General features: G+C 69.2%; 22 protein-coding genes. 9 read left to right on the top strand and 13 right to left on the bottom strand.

The annotated features are described in order from the left end of the window. Positions 1 to 78 precede the first annotated feature (78 nt). The 8 genes from HD600_RS01580 to HD600_RS01545 all read left to right on the top strand — a co-directional run bounded on the left by HD600_RS01580 (position 79) and on the right by HD600_RS01545 (position 9,357). Complete coding sequence (locus tag HD600_RS01580; protein ID WP_144797331.1) at positions 79 to 1,158, top strand: BMP family lipoprotein; 1,080 nt, start codon at positions 79 to 81, stop codon at positions 1,156 to 1,158. A 113-nt stretch (positions 1,159 to 1,271) separates the two neighbouring features. After that, on the top strand, positions 1,272 to 2,813 hold the full coding sequence (locus HD600_RS01575) for an ABC transporter ATP-binding protein (RefSeq protein ID WP_184281105.1): 1,542 nt from the start codon (positions 1,272 to 1,274) through the stop codon (positions 2,811 to 2,813). Further along, a complete protein-coding gene (locus tag HD600_RS01570; RefSeq protein WP_184281102.1) occupies positions 2,810 to 4,111 on the top strand; it encodes an ABC transporter permease in 1,302 nt (433 codons plus the stop codon). The genes HD600_RS01575 and HD600_RS01570 overlap by 4 nt, the downstream gene beginning before the upstream one ends. After that, positions 4,108 to 5,388, top strand: coding sequence for an ABC transporter permease (locus HD600_RS01565; protein WP_184281100.1), 1,281 nt, complete (start codon positions 4,108 to 4,110; stop codon positions 5,386 to 5,388). The genes HD600_RS01570 and HD600_RS01565 overlap by 4 nt, the downstream gene beginning before the upstream one ends. A gap of 7 nt (positions 5,389 to 5,395) precedes the next feature. Next, entirely contained in the window at positions 5,396 to 5,794 is a 399-nt protein-coding gene (locus HD600_RS01560; protein ID WP_144797323.1) for a cytidine deaminase, read from the top strand. Beyond that, positions 5,791 to 7,086 carry a thymidine phosphorylase gene (locus HD600_RS01555; RefSeq protein ID WP_144797321.1) on the top strand — a complete coding sequence of 432 codons (1,296 nt, stop codon included), beginning with the start codon at positions 5,791 to 5,793 and terminating at the stop codon, positions 7,084 to 7,086. The genes HD600_RS01560 and HD600_RS01555 overlap by 4 nt, the downstream gene beginning before the upstream one ends. Before the next feature lie 49 nt (positions 7,087 to 7,135). Then, a complete protein-coding gene (locus HD600_RS01550) occupies positions 7,136 to 8,254 on the top strand; it encodes an adenosine deaminase (protein ID WP_144797319.1) in 1,119 nt (372 codons plus the stop codon). Further along, positions 8,251 to 9,357 (top strand): polysaccharide deacetylase family protein, encoded by a 1,107-nt coding sequence (locus tag HD600_RS01545; protein ID WP_184281098.1) that lies wholly within the window; start codon positions 8,251 to 8,253, stop codon positions 9,355 to 9,357. Before HD600_RS01550 ends, HD600_RS01545 begins: the two co-directional genes overlap by 4 nt. 12 nt (positions 9,358 to 9,369) lie before the next feature. On the opposite strand, the gene HD600_RS01540 is transcribed toward HD600_RS01545, so the two are convergent. The 10 genes from HD600_RS01540 to HD600_RS01495 all read right to left on the bottom strand — a co-directional run bounded on the left by HD600_RS01540 (position 9,370) and on the right by HD600_RS01495 (position 19,004). Then, positions 9,370 to 10,107: an alpha/beta hydrolase gene (locus HD600_RS01540; RefSeq protein WP_184281096.1), complete on the bottom strand. Its 738-nt coding sequence runs from the start codon at positions 10,105 to 10,107 to the stop codon at positions 9,370 to 9,372. Between the two features lie 4 nt (positions 10,108 to 10,111). Beyond that, on the bottom strand, positions 10,112 to 11,101 hold the full coding sequence (locus HD600_RS01535; protein WP_184281094.1) for an NAD-dependent epimerase/dehydratase family protein: 990 nt from the start codon (positions 11,099 to 11,101) through the stop codon (positions 10,112 to 10,114). Beyond that, positions 11,098 to 12,051 (bottom strand): bile acid:sodium symporter family protein, encoded by a 954-nt coding sequence (locus HD600_RS01530; protein ID WP_144797313.1) that lies wholly within the window; start codon positions 12,049 to 12,051, stop codon positions 11,098 to 11,100. The genes HD600_RS01535 and HD600_RS01530 overlap by 4 nt, the downstream gene beginning before the upstream one ends. Then, a complete protein-coding gene (locus tag HD600_RS01525; protein WP_184281092.1) occupies positions 12,048 to 13,337 on the bottom strand; it encodes a flavin-containing monooxygenase in 1,290 nt (429 codons plus the stop codon). The genes HD600_RS01530 and HD600_RS01525 overlap by 4 nt, the downstream gene beginning before the upstream one ends. An 84-nt stretch (positions 13,338 to 13,421) precedes the next feature. Then, entirely contained in the window at positions 13,422 to 14,579 is a 1,158-nt protein-coding gene (locus tag HD600_RS01520) for a mannitol-1-phosphate 5-dehydrogenase (protein WP_184281090.1), read from the bottom strand. Then, entirely contained in the window at positions 14,576 to 15,010 is a 435-nt protein-coding gene (locus tag HD600_RS01515) for a PTS mannitol transporter subunit IIA (RefSeq protein WP_184281088.1), read from the bottom strand. Before HD600_RS01515 ends, HD600_RS01520 begins: the two co-directional genes overlap by 4 nt. 58 nt (positions 15,011 to 15,068) lie before the next feature. Further along, on the bottom strand, positions 15,069 to 16,694 hold the full coding sequence (locus HD600_RS01510; protein WP_184281086.1) for a PTS mannitol transporter subunit IIBC: 1,626 nt from the start codon (positions 16,692 to 16,694) through the stop codon (positions 15,069 to 15,071). Next, positions 16,691 to 18,316, bottom strand: a complete 1,626-nt coding sequence (gene ptsP, locus HD600_RS01505; RefSeq protein ID WP_422120176.1) for a phosphoenolpyruvate--protein phosphotransferase — start codon at positions 18,314 to 18,316, stop codon at positions 16,691 to 16,693. The genes HD600_RS01510 and ptsP overlap by 4 nt, the downstream gene beginning before the upstream one ends. A 62-nt stretch (positions 18,317 to 18,378) precedes the next feature. Continuing rightward, entirely contained in the window at positions 18,379 to 18,660 is a 282-nt protein-coding gene (locus tag HD600_RS01500; protein ID WP_144797302.1) for an HPr family phosphocarrier protein, read from the bottom strand. Next, a complete protein-coding gene (locus tag HD600_RS01495; protein ID WP_184281082.1) occupies positions 18,657 to 19,004 on the bottom strand; it encodes a PTS sugar transporter subunit IIB in 348 nt (115 codons plus the stop codon). Before HD600_RS01495 ends, HD600_RS01500 begins: the two co-directional genes overlap by 4 nt. Positions 19,005 to 19,130: 126 nt before the next feature. Between HD600_RS01495 and HD600_RS01490 the strand changes: the two genes are divergently transcribed. Next, positions 19,131 to 21,053: a BglG family transcription antiterminator gene (locus HD600_RS01490; protein ID WP_184281080.1), complete on the top strand. Its 1,923-nt coding sequence runs from the start codon at positions 19,131 to 19,133 to the stop codon at positions 21,051 to 21,053. On the opposite strand, the gene HD600_RS01485 is transcribed toward HD600_RS01490, so the two are convergent. The 3 genes from HD600_RS01485 to HD600_RS01475 are packed head-to-tail and all read right to left on the bottom strand — an operon-like array spanning position 21,054 to position 23,849. Beyond that, positions 21,054 to 21,314: an HPr family phosphocarrier protein gene (locus HD600_RS01485; protein ID WP_184281078.1), complete on the bottom strand. Its 261-nt coding sequence runs from the start codon at positions 21,312 to 21,314 to the stop codon at positions 21,054 to 21,056. 22 nt (positions 21,315 to 21,336) lie between these two features. Next, a complete protein-coding gene (locus tag HD600_RS01480; RefSeq protein ID WP_184281076.1) occupies positions 21,337 to 23,019 on the bottom strand; it encodes a phosphohexomutase domain-containing protein in 1,683 nt (560 codons plus the stop codon). After that, entirely contained in the window at positions 23,016 to 23,849 is an 834-nt protein-coding gene (locus tag HD600_RS01475; RefSeq protein ID WP_184281074.1) for a purine-nucleoside phosphorylase, read from the bottom strand. Before HD600_RS01475 ends, HD600_RS01480 begins: the two co-directional genes overlap by 4 nt. Positions 23,850 to 23,874: the final 25 nt, after the last annotated feature.

Raw genomic sequence — 23,874 nt, 5'->3', positions numbered from 1 at the left:
CGAGCGGGGCGTCCCACTGGGTAACTTGGGCAGACGGGGCCTTGCGATCGGCGCAGGCCAGTAGTCGTGGAGGCTTACGTGACCATTTCCACCCGAAAGCGCGCTCTCGCCGCGCTCGTGGCGACGGGCGTCGCCGTCGCACTCGCAGGCTGTGGGGCCGCTCCTGAGGAGAACGGCGCAGACGCGGGCGGCGAGACGATCGATTTCCTTCCCTGCATCGTCTCCGATGCCGGCGGGTTCGACGACAAGTCGTTCAACCAGCTGTCCTACGAGGGTGTCGTCGAGGCCGCTGACGAGCTCGGCGTCGACTACAAGAACGTCGAGTCCAACAGCGAGACCGACTTCGCCCCGAACATCGAGAGCCTCGTCTCGCAGGGCTGCAACGCGATCGTCGCGGTCGGTTTCGCACTCTCCGCCGCCACGGTCGAGGCGGCCAACGCCAACGCCGACGTCGACTTCATCCTCGTCGACGACGCTGCGGACAACGACTTCGACGGCACCAAGGACGCCGACAACGTCAAGCCGCTGCTGTACGACACCGCCCAGGCCGCGTTCCTCGCGGGCTACCTGTCGGCCGGTTACTCCGAGTCCGGCAAGGTCGGCACCTTCGGCGGCATGGAGTTCCCCACCGTCACGATCTTCATGGACGGCTTCAAGCAGGGCGTCGAGTACTACAACGAGGAGAACGACGCGTCCGTCGAGGTCTTCGGAATGACGTCCTTCACCGGTGGCTTCGAGGCCGGGCCCGAGGCCAAGTCGACCGCAGAGAACATCATCAACCAGGGCGTCGACGTGCTGCTGCCCGTCGGTGGCCCGATCTACCAGTCGGCACTCCAGGCCATCAAGGAGTCCGGCCGCGACATCGCGCTCATCGGTACTGACGCCGACCTGTTCGTCACGGACCCGAGCACCGAGGACTACGTGCTGACGTCGATCCTCAAGGACATGAAGCTGTCGACCTACGAGGCGACCATGAGCAGCGCCGACGGCGAGTTCGACGCCGAGGCGTACATCGGCACCCTGGAGAACGAGGGCGTCGGCATCGCCGAGCTGCACAACTTCCAGGACAAGGTCGACGCCGATCTGTGGGCGGCCGTGCAGGAGCTGCAGCAGCAGATCATCGACGGTGAGGTCACCGTCACCTCGTACCTCAACTGATCGAGGAACGACCCTGACAGGGGGAGGTCGGCCAGCCGCCGACCTCCCCCTGCCGATGCCCAGGGGCCTACAGGCGCCTGGGGTGAAGCACCTTTGCTGATTAGGATCTACACATGAAGCTTGAACTGCGCGGCATTACGAAGAGGTTCGGCGCGCTGACGGCCAACGACCACATCGATCTCACGATCGCACCGGGGGAGATCCACTGTCTCCTCGGTGAGAACGGCGCAGGCAAGTCCACCCTGATGAACGTGCTGTACGGCCTCTATCAGGCCGACGAGGGCGAGATCCTCCTGGACGATGTGGAACAGCACTTCGCCGGGCCCGGCGACGCGATGGCGGCCGGCATCGGCATGGTGCACCAGCACTTCATGCTCATCCCCGTCTTCACCGTGGCGGAGAACGTGATGCTCGGGCATGAGAAGACGCGTTTCGGCGGTCGTCTCGATCTCGCAGCCGCTCGCGCGATGGTGCGCGAGATCTCCGACCGCTTCGGCTTCCAGGTCGACCCGGACGCGATCGTCGAAGACCTGCCCGTCGGGGTGCAACAGCGCGTCGAGATCATCAAGGCGCTCTCGCGCGATGCGAAGGTCCTCGTCTTCGACGAGCCGACCGCCGTGTTGACGCCGCAGGAGACCGACGAGCTGATGGCGACGATGCGTCAGCTCAAGGCCGGCGGCACATCCATCGTCTTCATCACCCACAAGCTCCGTGAGGTCCGCGAGGTCGCCGACCGCATCACCGTGATCCGTCTGGGCAAGGTCGTCGGCGAGGCATCGCCCACCGCCGGGAATGAGGAGCTCGCCTCTCTCATGGTCGGGCGTGCGGTGGAGCTCACGGTGCGCAAGGACGCGCCGAAGCTGGGCGACGAGATGCTCGTCGTCGAGAACCTCACCGTCACCGGCCCGTCCGGCACCGTGCTCGTCGACGACGTCTCCTTCTCGGTGCGCGGCGGAGAGGTGCTCGCGATCGCGGGTGTGCAGGGGAACGGACAGACCGAGCTCACCGAGGCGATCGTCGGCCTGCAGCCCCACGTCGACGGCAGCATCCGGCTGAACGGGCAGGAGCTGATCGGTCGATCGGTGCGCGACATCCTCGATGACGGTGTCGGATTCGTGCCGGAGGACCGCAGCGTCGACGGCATCGTCAAGGAGTTCTCGATCTCGGAGAACCTCATGCTCGACCGGTCGATCGGCGCCCCGTTCGTGAAGGCCGGCACTCTCCAGATGCGCGCCCTCGAGGACTTCGCCACTGAGAAGATCGCCGAGTTCGACATCCGCACACAGGGCCCGTCGCAAGCCGCCGGCCGGTTGTCCGGCGGCAACCAGCAGAAGGTCGTCCTGGCGCGTGAGCTCAGCCGCGACCTGTCGCTCTTCGTCGCCGCGCAGCCCACGCGCGGTGTCGACGTGGGATCCATCGAGTTCATCCACAAGCGGATCATCGAGACGCGCGACTCCGGCATCCCCGTCGTCGTCATCTCGACCGAGCTCGATGAGGCGGCCGCCCTCGCCGACCGAATCATGGTGATGTACCGGGGCAAGGTGGTCGGGATCGTTCCGGGGGACACCTCCCGCGAGCAGCTCGGCCTCATGATGGCCGGAATGATCGAGACCGGTGCGACGGTCGCCCCCGACACGCAGGAGACCAGCGCATGACCGGCCCAGAACTGAAGCCCATCCCGGTCGCGCCGGCCGACTTCGGCACGGACCCCCGCGACCAGGATCCCTCGCGCTGGCACGGCGCCTTCCGTCGCATCGTCACAGGCAACGGTCTGATCTCTTTGCTGTCCGTGGTCCTCGCGCTCATCGCGGGATCGATCATGATCGCCTTCACCAACCCCGAGGTCCAGGAGGCGTCCGGATACTTCTTCCGTCGTCCGCAGGACACCATCGCGGCGGTGTGGGACTCGATCTCCGGTGCATACGTCGCGCTCTTCCAGGGTGCGATCTACAACTTCCGCGCCGACTCCTTCGCCGTCGGCATCCGTCCGCTCACCGAGACGCTGAAGTTCGCCACGCCGCTCATCGCTGCGGGCCTCGGCGTCGGCCTCGCCTTCCGCGCCGGCCTGTTCAACATCGGTGGTCAGGGCCAGATGCTCATGGCCGCTGCCGCTGCGGGCTGGGTGGGGACGAGCATGAACCTCCCATGGCCCCTCCACATGCTGGTCGCGATCGTCGCCGGTGTCGTCGCGGGTGGCCTGTGGGCCGGGATCGCCGGCCTGCTCAAGGCGCGCACCGGAGCGCACGAGGTGATCGTCACGATCATGCTCAACAACATCGCCTTCTATCTGCTGGCATGGATGCTTGCGACCCAGGGCATCCTGCAGGCGCCGGGTTCGAACAACCCCAAGACCGCGCCGATGGCCGAGTCGGCCCTCCTGCCCGGCATCCTCGGACCGCAGTACAAACTTCACGCCGGCTTCATCCTCGCCCTCATCGCCGTCGGATTCACCTGGTGGCTGCTCGAGCGGTCCAGCCTCGGCTTCCGATTCCGCGCGGTGGGGGAGAACCCCAGCGCCGCCAAGGTCGCGGGGATCAGCGTGGGCAAGATGTACTTCCTCGTCATGCTCATCGCCGGCGGTCTCGTCGGCATCGCCGGTGTCAGCCAGGTGCTCGGCACGGTCACCAGCGGCTTCGGTGGAGACATCGACGCGGGCATCGGCTTCGACGCCATCACCGTCGCACTGCTGGGACGGTCCACGCCGCTCGGCATCCTCGCCGCCGGCATCCTCTTCGGAGCATTCAAGGCCGGTGGATTCGCCATGCAGGCCTCCGAGAACGTCCCGATCGAGATCGTGCTCGTCGTCCAGTCGCTCATCGTGCTGTTCATCGCCGCACCGCCGCTCGTGCGGGCGATCTTCCGACTGCCGCAGCCCGGCGCACGCCGGAAACCGAACAAACCGGCCACGCCGAAGAAGAATGCGGCCCAGCCCGCCGAGGAGGTGTCCGCATGAGTGTCATGACTGAAACGGTCGTCAGCGACGAGCAGCGTCACGTCACCGTCACCTCGTGGAAGACGCCGGTCATCTTCGGCGTGTTCACGGTGCTGTTCGCCCTGTTGCCGCTGCTCGCGCCCCGTGAGGGAGACAGCACCTTCCGGCTCGTCCGTTCGGCGGATGCCGTCATCCAGCTGCCGGAGCTCGTCCTGCCCGCCAACGCCACCGCGTGGGTGGCCGTCGTGCTCCTCGCGGGCATCACGGTCCTTGCCGCGATCTGGACGCGCGCCGCTCGGCGTCTTCCGCTGTGGCTGACCGTCGTGTACGTGATCGTCCTCCTCGTCGGCTTCCTCGCCTGGGCGTCGGCCGGTGGGACTCTGCCGATGATCGGTCTGCTCGGCGGCGCCCTCGCCCTCGCCACCCCGCTGATCTTCGGCGCCCTCGGTGGCGTGATCGGCGAGCGGGTCGGTGTGGTCAACATCGCGATCGAAGCGCAGCTGCTCGCCGGGGCCTTCATGGCCGCGGTCGTCGGCTCGGCCACCGGGAGCCCATGGGCCGGTCTCATCGCGGCCATGGTCGCCGGCGTGCTCGTCTCGCTCGTGCTGGCGGTCTTCGCGATCACGTACTACGTCAACCAGGTGATCGTCGGTGTCGTGCTCAACGTGCTCGTCGCGGGTCTCACGACGTTCCTGTACCGTCAGGTGCTCAACGCCGACCCCGGCACGCTCAACTCGCCGCCGCTGTTCCCCGTCATCCCGATCCCCGTGCTCAGCGAGATCCCCGTGCTGGGGCCAGTGGTGTTCCGCCAGACGATCATCGTGTACCTGATGTACATCACGGTCTTCCTCGTGTGGTTCGGGCTGTACCGCACGCGCTGGGGTCTGCGCCTGCGCGCCGTCGGCGAGCACCCGCAGGCGGCGGACACCGTCGGTATCAAGGTCGCCAGGACGCGTTATTGGAACCTCATGCTGGCCGGTGCGATCGCCGGCATGGGCGGCGCGTTCTACACGCTCGTCACCAACCCGCAGTTCGGCCGCGAGATGACCGCCGGCGCCGGATATATCGCCCTGGCGGCGGTGATCTTCGGAAAGTGGGACCCCGTGCGCGCGACGCTGGCCGCTCTCCTGTTCGGGTTCGCCACGAACCTGCAGGGTGTGCTGTCGGTGATCGGATCCCCGGTGCCCAGCCAGTTCATGCTGATGCTGCCGTACGTCGTCACGATCTTCGCCGTGGCAGGACTGGTGGGACGCTCGCGTCCGCCGGCAGCATCCGGCGAACCGTATATCAAGAGCTAGAGGAGCCATGACAGACATCGACTGGGACGAGCTTCGTCACGTCGCCACCGAGGCCATGCAGAAGGCCTACGCCCCGTATTCCCGCTACAAGGTGGGGGCCGCTGCCCTCGTCTCGGACGGGCGCATCGTCTCCGGATGCAATGTGGAGAACGCCTCGTACGGGGTCGGGCTGTGCGCCGAGTGCGCACTGGTCGGCGACCTGCACATGTCCGGCGGCGGACAGCTCGTCGCCTTCGTGTGCGTGAACAACGACGGACAGACCATCATGCCGTGCGGCCGGTGCCGTCAGCTGCTGTTCGAGCACTCCATGCCCGAGATGCTGCTGGAGACCGTCTCCGGCATCCGCACGATCGATGAGGTGCTGCCCGACGCGTTCGGGCCGCGCGACCTGGAGGATGCCCGATGAGCGCTGTGGAACCGTACGATGCGATCGACGTGATCCGCGCGAAGCGCGACGGGAAGGCAGTACCGGAACCCGCACTGCGGTGGATGGTCGACGCCTACACGCGCGGCTACGTCTCGGACGCGCAGATGGCGTCCTTCGCCATGGCGGTCTTCCAGCGCGGCATGGAGCGCGACGAGATCCGCGTCCTCACCGATGCGATGATCGCGTCGGGGGAGCGGATGAGCTTCGCAGACCTCGGCAAGCGCACGGTGGACAAGCATTCCACCGGAGGGGTCGGTGACAAGATCACCCTGCCTCTCGCCCCGCTGGTCGCGTCATTCGGTGTCGCGGTGCCGCAGCTGAGCGGCCGTGGTCTCGGGCACACCGGAGGGACGCTCGACAAGCTCGAATCGATCCCCGGCTGGCGCGCCGCCCTGTCGAACGAGGAGATGTTCGCGCAGATGCGCGGCGACGTGGGCGCGGTCATCTGCGCCGCGGGCTCCGGTCTCGCTCCTGCGGACAAGAAGCTGTACGCCCTGCGCGACGTCACCGGCACCGTCGAGGCCATCCCGCTGATCGCCTCGAGCATCATGTCCAAGAAGATCGCCGAGGGGACCGATGCCCTCGTCCTCGACGTGAAGTTCGGTTCCGGCGCGTTCATGCAGGACATCGACAGGGCCAGGGAGCTGGCTCAGACGATGGTCGCACTCGGCACCGACTCCGGCGTGGCGACGACCGCCCTGCTGACGGACATGAACGTCCCGCTCGGCCGCGCGATCGGAAACGCCAACGAGGTGCGCGAGTCCGTGGAGATCCTCGCCGGTGGTGGCCCCGCCGACGTCCGGGAGCTCACGGTCGCCCTCGCACGGGAGATGCTCGCCCTCGCCGGCCACCCCGATGCGGACGTGGAGAAGGCCCTCGATGACGGACGCGCCATGGACGTCTGGAACGCGATGATCCGGGCGCAGGACGGCGACCCGGAGGCAGCTCTCCCCGTCGCCAAGGAGACGCACGTCGTCACCGCCGACGCGGACGGCATCGTGACCCGCATGGAGGCACTTCCCTTCGGCGTCGCGGCGTGGCGCCTGGGCGCAGGACGAGCCCGCGCCGAGGATCGGGTCGTGCATGCGGCCGGTATCGACCTGCACGCCAAGCCAGGAGACCGCGTGCGTGCGGGGCAGCCCCTGTTCACGCTCTCCGCCGAGGACGAGGCGCGCTTCCCGCGTGCGCTGGAGGCGCTCGAGGGCGCCTGGGCGCTGGGCGACTCGGCACCCGTCATCGGGTCCCTCGTCCGCGAGCGCATCACCGCGTAGGCTGTAGCGCGGACCACCGCGCCCCGGGCCTCTGAGAGGACGAATATTCATGTCGATCGCATCCGACGGAGACGTCGCGATCCAGGGCGCCTCGCTGCGCTCGTTGCCCAAGGTCTCGCTGCACGACCATCTCGACGGCGCTGTGCGTCCGTCGACGGTGGCCGAGCTCGCCGCGGAGATCGGCCTCGAACTTCCCGCCGCATCAGGGCGGAAGCTCGGGGAGTGGTTCGGTGCGCAGGCCGACTCCGGCTCGCTGGTGAAGTACCTGAAGACCTTCGACCTCACCGTGGGGGTCATGCAGTCCGCGGAGAACCTCACCCGCATCGCCAGGGAGTTCGTCGAGGACCTCGCCGACGACGGCGTGATCTACGGCGAGGTGCGGTGGGCGCCCGAGCAGCACCTACGGTCGGGGCTGAGCCTCGACGAGGCCGTCGACGCGGTGCAGCAGGGGATCGAAGAGGGCGAGGATGCGGTCGACCGTGACGGTGGCAGCATCCGGGTCGGACAGATCCTCAGTGCCATGCGTCAGAACGACCGCGCTGTCGAGATCGCGGAGCTGGCGATCGACCACCGCGAGGACGGCGTGGTCGGCTTCGACATCGCCGGCCCCGAGGACGGCTACCCGGCCTCCGCGCACCGTGAGGCGTTCGACCTGCTGGCGGCGAACTTCATGCCCGTCACCGTGCATGCCGGCGAAGCGGCAGGACTGGCCTCGATCCGCAGCGCACTGCTCGACGGGCGCGCGCTGCGCCTCGGTCACGGTGTGCGCCTCGTCTCGGACCTCGAGGTCATGGGGCGAGACGGCGAAGAGGTGCAGGTGCGGTTCGGAGACCTCGCCCGCTGGGTGCGCGACCGGGAGATCCCGCTCGAGCTCTCGCCGTCCTCCAACGTGCACACCGGCGCCATCGAGGCGTGGGGGACCGAGCTCGCCGATCACCCGTTCGATCTGCTGTACCAGTTGGGCTTCGCGGTCACCGTTAACGTCGACAACCGTACGATGAGCCGCACATCGCTCACACGCGAGCTCGCCCTCCTCGTCGACGCGTTCGGTTACGGTCTCGACGACCTGGAGACGTTCCAGTTCAATGCGGCCGCAGCGGCATTCCTGCCCGTCGAGGAGCGCGAGGAGCTCGTCGAGATGATCGCCGAAGGGTTCCAGCGGCCGTGACAGGGCGAGCGCGGCTCGCTATCAGCGCCGCGGCCGTCGTCGTCCTCATCGCCGCAGTCCTGGCGGTGTTCGTCCTGCTCAGGGGCGGGCCCGACGAGGCGGAAGCCGTGGCAGCGCCGTCCCCGAGCGCGACGCCTTCTCCGACGCCGACACCGCTGACGGAGATCGAACAGCTCCTCGCCGACGCGGACGATCCATCCGCCTGTGCGGTGGAGTTCACCGGCGACGGCATCGTCGACGCGCCGATGCTCCAGACCCAGGGAGCCCTGTACGCGGGGCTTCCGATCCCGGCCCGAGAGGGAATGGCCTTCGGTGGCTGGTATTCCGCACCGGACGCCGCGACCGCGTTCGACCCGGCATCCCGCGTCAACGGCGCCGACGAGGTCGTGTGTGAGGATCAGCGGATCGAGCTGTTCGGGTCATGGATGCCGTCCGAGCAGAACGCCGCGATCGGCACGCGGGTGCCGATCCTCATGTATCACCAGTTCACGACCCGCCCGGAGGGCGAGGACCACTGGCTCCGCGGCAACTACGCCTACATCGGCGACTTCGACGCGCACATGGGTCATATCGCGACGACGGGGTTCTATCTGCCCACCTGGGATGAGCTCAGCGCATTCATCGACGGTCGTCTGTACCTGCCGCCGCGATCGGTCATCGTCACCGACGACGACGCGGATCAGACCTGGTTCGATCTCGCCGTCCCCGTCGTCGACGCCCACGGGGTTCTGGCGACCTCGTTCATGGTCACCGCGTATCGATCCGACCCCGCTCCGTCGATCCACGTCCTGCGCCGCTCGCACACGCACGACATGCATGAAGCGGGCGACGACGGGCAGGGACGGATGGTGAACTGGACGGCGGATGAGATCGCCGCCGACCTGAACACGTCCGGTGATGTGCTCGGTGTCCGTGAGGTCATCGCGTACCCGTTCGGTCACTACAACGACACCGCCAAGCAGGGCGTCGCGCAGGCGGGCTACGAGATGGCGCGGACGATCGAGCCCGGCACGGTCGCGATCGGAACGGACAGATACGCCTTGCCGGTGGTCCGGATCGACTACGGCATGGGACTCGATTCCCTCATCAGTCTCATCGGCTGACGCCGGGCGAGGTCACCCCTGTACGAACGGCGCCACCAGCTCCGTGACGGTCTCCCGCATCTCCTCGCGGGAAATGGTCGGCGTCCCGTCGCCCTGCTGCGGGCCGTAGTCACCGAAGGACGCGTGTGATGCGCCGTCGATCTGCACGAGTTCGGCGTCCGCGGGCAGGAGGTCGCGGGCGTCGTCGATCTTCGTCGGGGTCGAGAGTCCGTCCTCGCTCCCTGACACGCTGAGCACGGCGATGTCGGTGTCGGAGAGATCCACCGCGCAGTACGACGCGAACAGGACGAGCGCCTCGGCATCCGCGGCCAGCTGACAGGCTCGTACCCCGCCGAGGGAATGCCCGCCGACGGACCAGCGGTCGATCTCCGGGGCGGCCGAGGTGAAGTCGTCGAGTTCGCGAAGGTCGAAGAACGCCAGATTCAACCAGGGACGGGTGATGACCACTGTCGTGCCCTGCTCGGCGACACCCTGGAGAACCGGCACGTACGCCCACGGGTCGACCTTGGCGCCGGGGATGAACACCATCCCGCTCTCGGAGGTCCCGTCGGCCGGTGCGAGCACGATGCCCTCTGCGGCGTCGTCGATCGTGATGAGCGGATTGCCGCGCGCATCGGCGAGGGGTCCGTCCTCGGCATCCATCACGCCGATCTGAGTCCACGCGAGCGTGCCGCCGACGGCGAGAAGGAGCACGGCGACGACGCTCCACGCCACCCATCGCAGGACCCGCCTGCGCCGTGTTCTCGCCATCGACTCAGGATACGTGCTCGCACCGTCCGCCGATCCCGCTGGGGTCAGTGGCGGCCACGCCGGGATGCGTCGACAGATACTCCTCGAACGCCTCGGCGCTCGTGCGTGACGGGGTGAGACCGAACTCCTCCTTGAGGCGGGTGTTGGCCAGCACCGGCCGGTACCGGAGGAAGATCACCTTCTCCGGCCCGTGCGGGGTCAGCCGCAGGACGCGTCCCACGCGCAGCGCGAGCGACAGCATCCACGCCGGTATCGTCAGCAGCGGCTTGCCGAGGCGGGAGGCGATCTCGGAGACCGTCATGCGCCCGTCGCCGGCCACGTTGTAGATCCCGGTCGGACCGTCGGTGGCCGCGCGCGCCATCGCGGCGGCGACGTCGTCAACCCACGCGAACACGAACGGCGAGTCCGATCCGGCGATCTTCAGGATCCTCCTGCCGTCCCACAGGGCGGTGATCTGGTTTCGGACGTCTGGGCCGAGGATGGTCCCGATGCGGAAGACGACCTGTTGGAGCTCCGGGTGCGCCTGTCGCGTGTCGGCGAGCATCTCCTCGACGAGTCGCTTGTGCCGTGAGTAGGGGAAGACATCATTGCCGCGGATCGGCCAGTTCTCGTCGATCCAGTCCGGATTGTCCCGGTGGTAGCCGTATGCGGCCCCCGAGCTGGAGACGACGATGCGCTGCACCCCGGTCTCCACGCACGCCGCGAGGACGTTCGCGGTTCCTGTGACGTCCACGCGGTACTCCAGGTCCACATCCGCTCCGGGGTTCACGATCGCGGCCAGGTGCACCACGGTGTCGATGCGGTGCTCGCGCAGCACCGGCGCGATGCCGGCGGCGTCCGTGACGTCCAGTCGCACCGATCGGATGCCGTCCCGATCCGCCGACTCTCGGAGGTCGGCGGAGACGACCGCTTCGACGTCGTCGCGCGCCGCAAGAAGCCGGGCGACGTGCGATCCGAGGAAGCCGCCTCCTCCGGTGATCAGCACGCGGGTCACGATGTGGCCTCCACCGCGCTGCGACCGCTCGCGTCGCCGCCTGGTGATCCCGTTCGCCGCGAGGTGTGCCTGGCCCAGAGCGTCGCGACGACGAGGCCGGCGACGATGTCCCAGATGCCCCACCAGCCGGCGACGATCGCCATGCCGCCGAGGCCGTCGAAGAACGCGAACACGATGCCGAGACCGAGTCCGGCGTTCCTGATGCCGACCTCGAACGTCATGGCCTTGCGCTCGCGTGTGCCGAGACCGCCGAGCACCGCCGTGCCGTAGCCGAGCGCGAGGGCGACGGCGTCGTGCACGGTCACCACGAGCACGATGATCCCCAGCACCTGGAGGAAGACCGACCAGTTGCCGACCAGGGCCGCCACGATGAAGCCCACCAGCGCCAGCAGGCTGAACCACTTCACGAACGGATGCGCCTTCGCCGCGAGCTTCGGCAGCTTCGCGCGGATGAGCAGGCCAACGGCGAAGGGCACACCGATGATGAGGACGATCTCCAGCAGCATCTTCACCGGGTCCAGGGCCACCTGCTGGAGCACGGTGCGTGCGGTGGGGTGCAGCGACCCCCAGAACGCGATGCTCAGCGGCATCGCGACGATGTAGAGGAGGTTGCCGACCGCGGTCATCGACACGGACAGGGCGACATTGCCGCCGGAGCGGTGGGTGAGTACCTGCGAGATGTTCCCCGGAGGGCAGCAGGCGACGAGGATCATCCCCATCGCCATGGATGCCGTCACCGGCAGCACGAGCGTCAGCGCGAACGTGACGACCGGCAGCAGGAGCAGCTGGGCGAGGAGGGCGATGATGAACGGCCGCGGGTGCCGCAGCACGACGCGGAAGTCGCTCGGCGCGGTGTCCAGCGCGATCCCGAGCATGATGAGCCCGAGGACGATGTTCAACATCGTCAGGGAACCGGGAGTGAAACCGAGGACGACGTCGTCGACGTTCATGCCGCCTCCACCGCCTTCCGCTCGGCGCGCACCGCACCGCGATAGGCGTCCTTGTTGACGTAGTACGACATCCGGTCGAGGTTCAGGTAGCGGTACCCCCCGGTGACGTCGGGCCACGGGGCGGTGGTCACCCGCGCGCGGAAGCGCTCGGCGCGCGCGGGGTCCTGTTCGACGGCCGCGAGATAACTCGCGAGCAGTTCGGCCTGCTCGAAGCGTCCCTGCCAGCCGAGACCGGATGCCTCGACCATGCCCATCACGTACAGGCCGTTGAACGAGGGAGGGAAGATGTTGAGGAACAGCCGGGGCGATGCGCCATGCCATGACAGGTGCGAGCGGTCGACGAAGGGATAGTCGAGGCGGTAGCCGGTCGCGAGCAGGACGAGGTCGTAGTCGCCGGCGCTGCCGTCGCGGAAGTGAACGGTCTCGCCGTCGAAGCGCGCGACATCGGCGCGGATGCGCAGGTCGCCCTGACCGAGGTGGTTGAGCACCATGGTGTTGACGATCGGGTGCGACTCATAGATGCGGTAGTCGGGACGGGGGAACCCGAAGGCCACCGGATCGCCGGTGAACGCCTTGAGCACGCGCGCGTCGACGGCCTGTTTGAGGCGGGCGGGGAGGGGCCGGCCCTGGTTGAGTGTGTCGCTGGGGCGGCCGAAGATGTAGCGGGGGACGAAGTAGTACCCGCGCCGCACGCTCATGTCGACGGCGGCGGCGTGATGCACGGCATCCACGGCGATGTCGCATCCGGAGTTGCCGGCGCCGACGATGAGGACGCGGCGTCCGGCCAGTTGCGTTGCGCGCTTGTAGAAGTGGGTGTGCATGATCTCGCCGTCGAAGTCGCCGGCGAAGGTCGGGACGTTCGGCTCCGCGAGCGTGCCGTTGGCGAGGATGACCCCCGCGTACCAGGTGGTCTGCGATCCGTCCGGACCCTCCGCGGACAGATCCCACCCGCCGTCGCGCGGCTCGAGGCGCGTGACACGCGTGTCGAACCGGAACAGGCCGGTGAGCCCGTAGTGGTCGGCGAACGACTGGAAGTACTCACGCAGCACGTGGTGACTGGGGTAGTCGACCGTCGAGCGCATCGGGAACTCGGCGAACTCCGTCGTCGTGCGCGACGAGATCAGATGCGCCGACTCGTACATGGAGCTGCGGGGATTGGCGATGTCCCAGAGGCCTCCGACGCCATGGGAGGCCTCATAGCCGTCGACCTCGATGCCCTGCTTCTGCAGCGCCCTGGCTGCCGACAATCCGGATGGACCCGCGCCGATGACGGCGTACCTGCTCATATGATGCTCCCCGCACGGCGTTGTGCTCGATCTGTCGCCCCAACTGATCGTAGCCGGACGCCGTGCGGGAAGTGGTTCAGCGGGTCAGGCGGTTCGCAGCTCCTGCTGTCGTGCCGCGAACACGTCGCGGACGCGGTCGAAGAGCGGATGCGCGGGCTCGAGACCGGTGACGGATGCGGCGAGGTCAGCGGCGTCCTCCGTGCGCAGTCGTTGCTGCATCTGGACGGACTGCTCGTCGGCGGGGTCGTCGAAGGCGAGAGCGGCACCGACCGCGGCGAGCAGTGCCTCGGTGGAGAGTCCGCGCTGCGCCGCCTGCGCGGCCGGACCGATGAAGCGCTCGTGCCGGGAGAGCTTGCGCAGCGGCTGGCGACCGACGCGCTGCACGGTGTCGACGAGTTCCGGGTTGCGGAACCGGTCGAGGATCGTCGCGCGGTACTCTGCGAGCTCGTCCTCGTCGAGACCGTGGACGGCGGCGAGCATGGCGGAGGTCTCCTCGAGGGCAGCCCCCACTCGCGATGCGATGGCGGGGTCGGCCAGCGCGTCCGAGATCCGATCGATCCCCGCCTGCGCGCCGAAGTACGCCGTCGCGGCATGGCCGGTGTTGACGGTGAAGAGCTTGCGTTCGATGAAGGGACCGAGATCGTCGACGAAGTGGGCGCCGGGGATGCGCGGCAGGTCGCCGCCGAACGGGCCCTGCTCGATCGCCCATTCGAAGTACGGCTCGACCGTGACGTCGACGCCCGCACCCTCCGGCTGCGCCGGGACGATGCGGTCGACCGCCGTGTTCGCGAACACCGCCCGCTCGAGCAGGAGCGGGGCGTCGTCCGCCGCCGCCTTCTCGATCTCCGCCTTCAACTGGTCGGTGGCGCCGATCGCGTTCTCGCAGGCCATGACCTTGAGCGGGGGGAGGGCGGGGTCGCGTCTGGTCAGTCCGTCGACGATCGCCGGGGCGATGAACCGGAGCACGTTCGGGCCGACGGCGCACGTGACGACGTCCGCCGTCGCGACCTCCTCGGCCACCGCATCCGGGTTCTCTGCGCTGTTGATGGCGCGGTAGCCGGTGACGACGCGGTCGATCCCACCGGGGCCGGCCTCGTGGACGGTGTACTGCTCGGTGGCGTTGATGGCGTCCACCAGGGCGCCGGCGACGTCGGAGAACACCACCTCGTAGCCGCCCTCGTGCAGCAGCAGACCGACGAAGCCGCGCCCGATGTTGCCTGCACCGAAATGGACGGCCTTCATCCTTCGTTCACCGCCGACAGCAGTGCGAACAACTCGTCCGGGGTCTGGGCCGCGTTGAGCTTGGCCACGTCGTCCTCGTCGGAGAAGAGGATCGCGATCTGCGACAGGATCTCGAGGTGCTCGTCGCCGCGACCGGCGATCCCGATCACGAAGGTGGCCTGCTCGCCCGCCCAGTCGACGCCGCCGTCGTATCGGACCACGGACAGACCGGACGCGAGGATCGCCTCCTTCGTCTCGTTCGTGCCGTGCGGGATCGCCAGGCCGTTGCCCATGAAGGTCGACACGGTCTCCTCGCGCTGACGCATCGCGTCGATGTAGGCAGGGGTGACGGCCCCGGCGGCGACGAGGATGTCGGTCGCCTCCTGCAGTGCCTGCTCCTGTGTGGCGCTTCCGGAGTGGATGCGCACCTGGCCGATTGACAGAACGCCCATGACGTCTCCTTCTGTGAGGGCGGGGCGGGAGCTGTCCGCCCCCGCCCCGCCGATCGGTTTACTCGCCGGATTCCTTCTGCTCGCGAACCATCTCGACGACCTCTTCATACTGCGGTGCATTCATGAAGTTGTCGACCGAGACGTGCTGCGAGTTCGGGGACTTGCCCCTGGCGCGGTCGGTCAGCTGCTGCTGGGTGATCACCAGGTCGGCGGTGCCGTCCAGGTTCGCGATCGCGGCGTTGGTCACCGAGACGTCGGTGACTCCCGCCTTCTTCAGCTTGTTGCGCAGCACACTCGCGCCCATCGCCGACGAACCCATCCCTGCATCGCAGGCGAACACGATCTTCTGGATCGGTGCCGTGGCCACGGCGGTCGTGGTCGGGGCGCCCGTAGCGGATCCTGCGGCGGAGGCGGCGAGGTTCGACAGGTGCTCGGACTTCTTGCCCTTGTTCGCCTCGGTCTGTGCGATCGCGGCGCCGAAGGAGTCGCCCTCGGCCTCGAGGTCGCGCTTGCGCGACGCCCGCAGGATCACCGCGGTGATGAGGAACGTCACCACGGCGGCGATGACCACCGAGAGGTAGACGACCAGCAGGTTGCCGACACCGCTGCCGATCGCGGCAGCGGTCACGGCGATGATGCTGCCGGGGGCCGCGGGGAAGCCGAGACCGCCGCCGAGCAGCATGTTCGTCGCGACACCGGAGGCGCCACCGGCGATGAGGGCGAGGATCGTGGCGGGCTTGCTCAGCGCGTAGGGGAAGTAGATCTCGTGGATGCCGCCGAAGAACTGGATGACCGCGGCGCCGGGCGCCGAGGCCTTCGCGGCTCCGACACCGAAGAACGTGAAGGCCAGGAGCAGACCGAGACCGGGGCCGGGGTTGGCCTCGATGAGGAACAGGATCGACTTGCCCGTCTCCGCGGCCTGCTCGATGCCCAGCGGCGTGAACACGCCGTGGTTGATGGCGTTGTTCAGGAAGAGCACCTTCGCAGGCTCGACGATGATCGACACGAGCGGGAGCAGCTGCAGATCGACCAGCCAGCCGACGGCACCGCCGAGGGCGGCGCTGATGCCGAGCATGAGCGGCCCGAACGCGAAGAATCCGGCGACGGCGAGGATCATGCCGAGGATGCCGGCGGAGAAGTTGTTCACGAGCATCTCGAAGCCGGCCTTGATCTTGCCGTCCCAGAGCTTGTCCATCTGCTTGGTGATCCACGCGGCCAGCGGGCCCATGATCATCGCGCCGAGGAACATCGGGATGTTCGTGCCGACGATGACACCCATGGTGGCGATCGTGGCGACGACACCGCCGCGCTCGCCGTACACGAGGCGTCCGCCCATGTTGGCGATGAGCAGCGGCAGCAGGTACGTGATCATCGGGCTGACGAGACCGACGTAGGCGAAGAAGTTGCCGCCGTCGCCCTCGGCGAGGGCCGTCATGGCCCCCTCCCACTGGATGGTCGCGGCGTCGCCGCCACCGCCGATGATCTCGGCGACCGGCGCCCAGTGCCATCCGAACGGGCTGTCGGCGCCGAAGAACCCGGCGGGGATGAACAGCATGGTGATGAATCCCCATGCGATGAAGGCGGCGATGTTCGGCATGATCATGCCGGAGAGGAAGGTGCCGAACCTCTGCACTCCGACCCGGAGGCCGGTCTTCCTCGGGGCCGCAGTTGACGTCGTCGTCATGATGTCGTCTCTTTCTGCTGTGCGGGTAGAGCCGCGGCGGCTTCTGCCACGGCGTGGTGTGCACCGGCGGCGTCATCTGCCGCCAGTGCGATCTCGGCGAGGCGGCGTGCCTCGTCGAGGGTGCGCTCGGAGAGCGCAAGTCGGACGTCGGCGAGGGCCGCAGGGGCCATCGACAGGCTCGTGGCGCCGAGGCCGACGAGCACGAGGGCCAGGAGCGGGTCGGCGGCGGCCTCGCCGCAGATCCCGACCGGCTTGCCTGCACGCGCTCCCGCTGCCCCGACCTCGCCGACCAGGCGCAGGACCGCCGGGTGCCACGGGTCCTGGAATCCGGCGACGGATCCGAGCAGGCGGTCGGCCGCCATCGTGTACTGGGTCAGATCGTTCGTGCCGATCGAGGCGAAGTCGGCATGGGCGAGCACGCGGTCCGCGAGCAGCGCGCTCGCGGGGACCTCGACCATCACCCCGGCGGTCTTCAGGCCGTACTCCTTGGCGAGGCCGGTGAAGTACGCCGTCTCCTCGACGGTGGTGACCATGGGTGCCATGACCCACAGGTCCGCGTCGGTGGTGGCATCCGCTGCGGCCAGCGCGGTGAGTTGCTCGCGCAGGATGTCCTCGCTGGCGCGGAGCGCGCGGAGACCGCGCAGCCCGAGGGCCGGATTGTCCTCATGCGCATCGTTGAGGAACGCCAACGGCTTGTCGGCACCGGCATCCAGCATCCGAACGACGACCTTCTTGCCGCCGAAGGCGCTCAGCAGTTCGCGGTAGGTCTCCGTCTGCTCGGCCACCGTCGGCGCCTGCGACGCCGACAGGAACAGGAATTCGGTACGGAACAGGCCGACACCCTCGGCGCCTCGAGCGACGGCATCCGCCGCGTCGGCGGGCTTGCCGAGATTGGCGAGGAGAGCGATGGCCGTGCCGTCGGCGAGTGCGCCGGGGGTGGGCGGTGCGTCGACGGCTGCCTCCCGCGCGGCGGCGCGAGCGCTCGCGCGCTCCTGCTGCTGCGCTGTCGGGTCGGCGGTGACGGTGCCGGCGGCCGCATCCACGATCACGAGCTGTCCGTTCTCGAGGTCGGTCGCCGCCGTGGCGCCGACGATCGCGACGATGCCCTTCTCGCGAGCGAGGATCGCCGTGTGCGAGGTGGGGCCGCCGTCGGTGGTGACCAGAGCGAGCACCTGGTCGAGGTTCAGCAGCGCCGTGTCGGCCGGAGCGAGGTCGCGTGCGACGAGGACGAAGGGATGCCCCGGTTCGGGGACGCCAGGGGCGTCGACGCCGCTCAGGCGGGCGAGGACACGTTGGGCGATGTCGTCGAGGTCGGCCGCGCGCTCGCCGAGGTAGCCGCCGACGGCCTCGAGCGTGGCGCGGAATCCGGCGAACGCGTCGTGCACGGCCCATTCCGCCGTCGCACCGTCGTCGATGCGGGCGTCGACCTCGTCCTGCAGTGTCGGGTCCTCGGCGATCATCGCCTGCGCCTCGAGGACCTCCTGCGCCGACCCTCCTGCGCTCTCCGCGCGCTGCTGCAGCTCAGTGGCCACAGCGGCCACGGCGTCGCGGGCGCGCGTGCGCTCCGCCTCGGCTCCGATGTCGCTCGGGGTGTTCTTCGGCGCAGGGAGCGCCTCGGCCATGCGTACGACCGGGCCCTGGGCGACGCCCTGGCCGATGCCGACGCCGCGGATCTCGCCGGTCATCAGGCCGGTTCCTGATCGTGGTCGGTGGTCAGCAGCTCGGTGAGCCGGTCGAGCACCGCGTCGGCGCCGTCGCCGTCAGCCGTCAGGGTCACATAGTCGCCGTGCTCGACGGCGAGGGCGATGACGCCGAGGATGCTGGCGGCGTTGACCGGCTTGCCGGAGTCCTTGGCGATCGTGACCGGGATGCCGGCATCCTTCGCCGCCTGCGCGAAGAGCTTGGCGGGGCGGGCGTGCAGGCCATGCGATGAGCCGATGCGTACGGTGCGGGAGATCTCGGTCATGGTGTTCCTTTCGCAGTGGACGGGAGGTGGGTCGACGTCGCGGCGTCGGGCGGCGCGGCGGACAGCGCCGCGTCGACGAGGGCGAGTGTCCTCGTGCCGTCGCGGTCGCCGAAGACGTCGCTCGGGAGGAGTGCGACCGGCGTGTCCGTCGCGTTTCGGATGACGGACACGCGGTCGGCCAGATGCGGGCCGATGAGGATGAGATCGGCGAACGCGGAGGAGACGGTGCTCTCGGTACCAGCGGCCGTCTGCCAGTCGCGGCCGGCGGCGGTCGCGGCCTGCCGGAGCCGCTGCGCGACGAACGTGCTCGACGCGCCGGCGCCGCACACCACCAGGATCCTCATCGATGCCACCTCTTCCTGTCGTCCATTCTGGGAAAGGCCTGAACGGGGTGCCACCAGGTTCCTTTCCGCCCCTGCGGAACACGCGCTTCCGCCCTGAGGGGCACCGGGGCTGGCATCATGGGAGACATGTCGCGCCAGCGCCAGGATCGCCTCCTGCAGACTCTGCTCCGGCAGGACGACTGGGCGACCGCCGCGAGTCTGGCCGACCTTCTCGGAGTCACACCGAGAAGCATCCGGTCCTACGTCGCCGCTCTCAACGCCCGTACGCCCGATGCGGACGCCGTGGCGTCGGGCCCTGCGGGGTACCGCGCAGGCCCGGGGGCGCATGATGCGTTGCGCACACGGGTGAGTGGGGAGACCGCTCCACGCGACCGCCTGCACACGCTGGTGCGCACGCTGCTGGACGCACCGGAGGGCATCGACGTCTACGACACCGCGGAGCGCATGCACGTGAGCGAGGCCACCCTTGAGGCGGATCTCTCTCGCGTGCGTGGCCTGCTCGACGGCATGGACCTCCGCCTGGAGCGCGACAGGGAGCGGGTCCGCCTGCACGGCGCCGAGGTCGCGCAGCGCCGCCTGTTGAGCAGACTCGCGCACGACGAGATGGATGCCGGTTCGTTCCAACCAGACAGCATCCGGCGGGCGCTGTCCGGCACGACGGTGGCCGCGCACGCGGTCGGTCCGTTCAAGACCGCGCTCGTGCGGGAGCTCGGCGCGCTCGGGTACTACGTCAACGAGCTGGCGATCTCGGACGTCCTGCTGCACATCGCCATCGCCGCCGACCGCGTCGCCGCGGGGCGCGCCCTCGAGACGCCGCTGCGCGGCACGTGGACGGAGATCCCCAAGCTCGGAGCGGTGATCCGCGACCTCGCCGCAGAGCACTTCGCCGTCTCCCTGGGGGAGGGCGACAGTGCGCACCTCGCCACGCTCGTGCTCACGCGCGCCATCGCCCCGGGGCAGGATGCCGCGGCCGATGCCGTGCGCAGCGGCATCGACCCGGCCATCGAGGCGGCGGTGAGGGCCGAGATCGTCCAGGCGGCCGCCGACTACCAGGTCGACCTGGTGGACGAGAAGTTCATCCTGCGGCTCGCGCTGCACGTGCAGAACCTGCTCCGGCGTGCCGAGGAGCAGGCCTGGACCCGCAACCCCCTCACCCGCTCGCTGAAGTCGTCGTACCCGATGATCTTCGAGGTGGCCGTCTCGATCGTCAGCGGGCTGCATGACCGGCTGGGGGCGCCGATCCACGACGACGAGATCGCGTACATCGCCATGCACATCGGCGGTCGGCTGGAGCGCAGCCGGAAGGCCGAGTCCATCCTCACCGCCACGATCGTGTGCCCCGGTTACTACGAATTGCACGAGCTGCTGCGGTCCAGCGTCGACCGATCGTTGGGCACCTCGGTCGAGGTGACGGGGGTCGTGACCACGGTCGATCCGGACTGGCAGGCGATCGACACCGACCTCGTGCTCACCACGATCGACCCCGGGGAGAGCGGGGAACGGTACGTGCGCATCCAGCCGTTCCTCACCGACGCCGACGTGGAACGGGTGACGCAGACCGCTGCGCGGGTGCGTCGCGCCCGTCGCCTCAATCGACTGCGCGAGGAGCTGTCGCGCTACTTCGCGCCGGAGGCGTTCCTCCACCCGCTGCCCGACGAGGGCGAGGAAGCGGTGATCCGCCGGCTCGGGGGGATGCTCACCGGGTCAGGACTCATCGGCGACGACTACGTCGAGAACACGATCCTCCGAGAGCGCATGTCCTCGACCGCGTTCACGGATGCGCTCGCCGTGCCGCACGCACTGCAGATGACCGCGCAGCGGACGGCCATCGCGATCGGGGTCGCCGACGGATCGGTGGCCTGGGGCGACGGGAGGGTGCAGGTGGTCGCCCTCGCCGCGTTCAGCGAGAGCGACCGCACGGCATTCCAGACGGTGTTCGAGCAGCTCGTCGAGGTGTTCAGCGAACGCGAGAGCGTTCAGCGCATCGTGCGCCGTGGGACCACGTTCGAAGCATTCCTCGACGAGCTCGTCGCTGTCATCGACGGCTGATCACGCCGGATCCAGGACGGCGGACAGGCGGTCGAGGAGCCGTTCCGCCGCCGGGGACGCCGGTGTGTCGAGCCGGACCTCGTCACCGGATGCGAGACCGAGATCCATGACGGCCAGCACGCTGCCGAGATCCACGGTCGCACCGGCATCCGTCGTCAGTGTGACGGGCAGCTGGTGCGCCTGCGCGAGGCGCACCAGCTCGGCGACGGGCCGCGCATGCAGCCCGTCTGGAACCCTGACGACCACGTGTCTGCTCGGCACCCGGTGTCCTTCCGCCCGCTGCTCAGGCGCGCTCGTCGAGGAGCGCGCGGACGCCGGCTTCGAGTGCGGCGATGATGCCGTCGGCCTCGGTCGCGCTCGGCGCCTGCGCGTCGAGGTACACCTTGAGCTTGGGCTCCGTGCCGCTGGGCCGCACGATCACCCGGGAGCCGTCGGCGAGCCGGTACCGGAGGACGTCGCCAGAGGGCTGCCCAGGGGCGGCGTCGAGCAGGTCCTCGGCCGAGGCGACCGCTGTCGCCCCGATGTGTGTGGGCGGCAGAGTCCGCAGCGAGAGCATGACGCGGCCGATGATCGAGAGGTCGTCCACCCTGATCGAGACCTGGCCGCTGGCGAAGTGTCCGTACACCTCGCCGAGTTCGGCGAGCATGTCCGCGAGCGTCCGCCCCTGCTCGCGTGCCTCCGCGGCGAGTCCGAGCACGGCGATCGCGGCGGAGATGCCGTCCTTGTCGCGCACGGTCTCCGGGTTGACGAGATAGCCCAGCGCCTCCTCGTACCCGTAGACGATCCCCGGGGAGCGCGAGATCCATTTGAAGCCGGTGAGCGTCTCGTGGAAGCCGAGGCCGTGATGTGCGGCGATCACGCCGAGACCGGGCGAGGAAACCAGCGAACAGGCCAGCGTCGCGCCGGGAGTGCCGGCCGCGGCACGGGCCGCTCGAGCCCCGAGCAGCAGACCGATCTCGTTGCCGCTGAGCCTGCGCCATCCGCCGTCGACGGACTCGTCGGGGATGGCGACGGCGAGGCGGTCGGCGTCCGGGTCGTTGGCGAGGATGAGATCCGCTCGCGTGCGCCGCCCTGCGGCGAACGCGAGATCCATCGCCCCCGGTTCCTCAGGGTTCGGGAAGGCGACGGTCGGGAACCGCGGATCGGGATTCAACTGCTCGCCGACCGTCTTCGGCCGCGGGTAGCCGGCGGCGTCGAGGATGCGGGCCATCGTCTCCCACCCGACGCCGTGCATCGCGGTGTAGACCCACGTGAGCGAGCGCGCGGACTCCGGTGCGGGCGCGACGGCCGCCGTCGCGGCGGCGTACGCGTCCACGACCTCCTCGCCCGCCGTCTCGTACGCCGACGAGCGGGGGAGGGCGGCGAGGTCGCCCGCCTCGGCCACGCGGCGGATGCGCTCGGCGATCTCGGCGTCGGCGGGCGAGACGATCTGGGAGCCCTCATCCGCGCCGCCGAGGTACACCTTGTAGCCGTTGTCGTCCGGCGGGTTGTGGCTCGCGGTGACCATCACGCCGGCGTCGGCGCCGAAGTGGCGCACGGCGAACGCGAGCACCGGCGTCGGCAGCAGGCGGGGGAGCAGGATGGCGCGCAGGCCGGCACCGGCGAACAGCTCGGCGGAATCCAGGGCGAACCGACGCGAGTTGCGCCGGCCGTCGTAGCCGATAACGACGGTGGGGGTGCTGCCGCCGCTTCTGGCGTGCAGGAACGCGGCGAACCCGGCCGCCGCCTGGGAGACGAGCACGCGGTTCATGCGGTTGCTGCCGGCTCCGAGCGCCCCGCGCAGGCCGGCCGTCCCGAACGCGAGGCGGGTGCGGAAGCGGTCGGAGAGGTCGGCCGTCGCCTCCTCATCACCGGATGCGGCGCGCGTGATGATGCCTGCCAGCTCGTCGCGGGTCTCGGCATCCGGGTCCTGGCGCAACCAGGCGCGGGCGGTGGCGAGGAGGGAGTCGACCTCCGCGCCGTTCACAGCTGCTCCACCACGCGGGCCAGCAGCGCCGAGATCACCGGCTCCGCCTCCTTGCCCGCCTCGATGACCTCGCCGTGACTGAGCGGCGTGGACTGGATGCCGGCGGCGAGGTTCGTGATGAGGGAGAACCCGAGGATCTCCATGCCGGCCTCGCGCGCGGCGATCGCCTCGAGTGCCGTGGACATCCCGACGATGTCCCCGCCGATGCGCTTGGCCATCTGGACCTCAGCCGGGGTCTCGTAGTGGGGGCCGCGGAACTGCGTGTAGACGCCCTCGTCGAGGGTCGGGTCCACGGAGCGCGCGATGTCGCGCAGGCGGCGGGAGTACAGGTCGGTGAGGTCGACGAAGGTCGCGCCCTCGAGAGGGGAGTCCGCGGTGAGGTTGATGTGATCGCTGATGAGGACGGGCTGACCGGCGTGCCAGGTCTCGCGGACGCCGCCGGCTCCGTTGGTGAGCACCATGATCCGGGTGCCTGCGGCCGCGGCGGTGCGGACGCTGTGGACGACGCGGCGGACGCCGTGACCCTCGTAGTAGTGCGTGCGTGCGCCGATGACGAGGACATGCTTCCCGCCGGGGGTCCGGATGCTGCGCAGTGTGCCGACGTGGCCCTCCAGCGCGGGCCGGGAGAACCCGGTCACCTCTGTGGCCGGGACGGTGGCGACGGTCTCGCCGATGAGCTCCGCCGCTCGGCCCCATCCGCTTCCCAGGGTCAGTGCGATGTCGTGCTTCTCCACGCCGGTCAGTCGCGCGATGTCGGCGGCGGCTGCGGCTGCGATCTCGAACGGGTCCGCGTTCGGAGCATCGAGGGGATTGTCGTGAATCTCGGTCATGGATCCACTCTAAGGAGCGCGACCG

The organism is Microbacterium ginsengiterrae, assembly GCF_014205075.1.
Lineage (GTDB): Bacteria > Actinomycetota > Actinomycetes > Actinomycetales > Microbacteriaceae > Microbacterium > Microbacterium ginsengiterrae.
Note: the sequence above shows the minus strand (reverse complement) of the source record. Positions and strands in the feature narration are given on the sequence as shown.

Bases quoted from the DNA above. Each gene is read 5' to 3' on its own strand.
- HD600_RS01575 (WP_184281105.1), top strand. From the start codon at position 1,272: ATGAAGCTTGAACTGCGCGGCATTACGAAGAGGTTCGGCGCGCTGACG.
- HD600_RS01570 (WP_184281102.1), top strand. From the start codon at position 2,810: ATGACCGGCCCAGAACTGAAGCCCATCCCGGTCGCGCCGGCCGACTTC.
- HD600_RS01565 (WP_184281100.1), top strand. From the start codon at position 4,108: ATGAGTGTCATGACTGAAACGGTCGTCAGCGACGAGCAGCGTCACGTC.
- HD600_RS01560 (WP_144797323.1), top strand. From the start codon at position 5,396: ATGACAGACATCGACTGGGACGAGCTTCGTCACGTCGCCACCGAGGCC.
- HD600_RS01555 (WP_144797321.1), top strand. From the start codon at position 5,791: ATGAGCGCTGTGGAACCGTACGATGCGATCGACGTGATCCGCGCGAAG.
- HD600_RS01550 (WP_144797319.1), top strand. From the start codon at position 7,136: ATGTCGATCGCATCCGACGGAGACGTCGCGATCCAGGGCGCCTCGCTG.
- HD600_RS01540 (WP_184281096.1), bottom strand. From the start codon at position 10,107: ATGGCGAGAACACGGCGCAGGCGGGTCCTGCGATGGGTGGCGTGGAGC.
- HD600_RS01530 (WP_144797313.1), bottom strand. From the start codon at position 12,051: ATGAACGTCGACGACGTCGTCCTCGGTTTCACTCCCGGTTCCCTGACG.
- HD600_RS01525 (WP_184281092.1), bottom strand. From the start codon at position 13,337: ATGAGCAGGTACGCCGTCATCGGCGCGGGTCCATCCGGATTGTCGGCA.
- HD600_RS01520 (WP_184281090.1), bottom strand. From the start codon at position 14,579: ATGAAGGCCGTCCATTTCGGTGCAGGCAACATCGGGCGCGGCTTCGTC.
- HD600_RS01515 (WP_184281088.1), bottom strand. From the start codon at position 15,010: ATGGGCGTTCTGTCAATCGGCCAGGTGCGCATCCACTCCGGAAGCGCC.
- HD600_RS01510 (WP_184281086.1), bottom strand. From the start codon at position 16,694: ATGACGACGACGTCAACTGCGGCCCCGAGGAAGACCGGCCTCCGGGTC.
- ptsP (WP_422120176.1), bottom strand. From the start codon at position 18,316: ATGGCCGAGGCGCTCCCTGCGCCGAAGAACACCCCGAGCGACATCGGA.
- HD600_RS01500 (WP_144797302.1), bottom strand. From the start codon at position 18,660: ATGACCGAGATCTCCCGCACCGTACGCATCGGCTCATCGCATGGCCTG.
- HD600_RS01495 (WP_184281082.1), bottom strand. From the start codon at position 19,004: ATGAGGATCCTGGTGGTGTGCGGCGCCGGCGCGTCGAGCACGTTCGTC.
- HD600_RS01490 (WP_184281080.1), top strand. From the start codon at position 19,131: ATGTCGCGCCAGCGCCAGGATCGCCTCCTGCAGACTCTGCTCCGGCAG.
- HD600_RS01475 (WP_184281074.1), bottom strand. From the start codon at position 23,849: ATGACCGAGATTCACGACAATCCCCTCGATGCTCCGAACGCGGACCCG.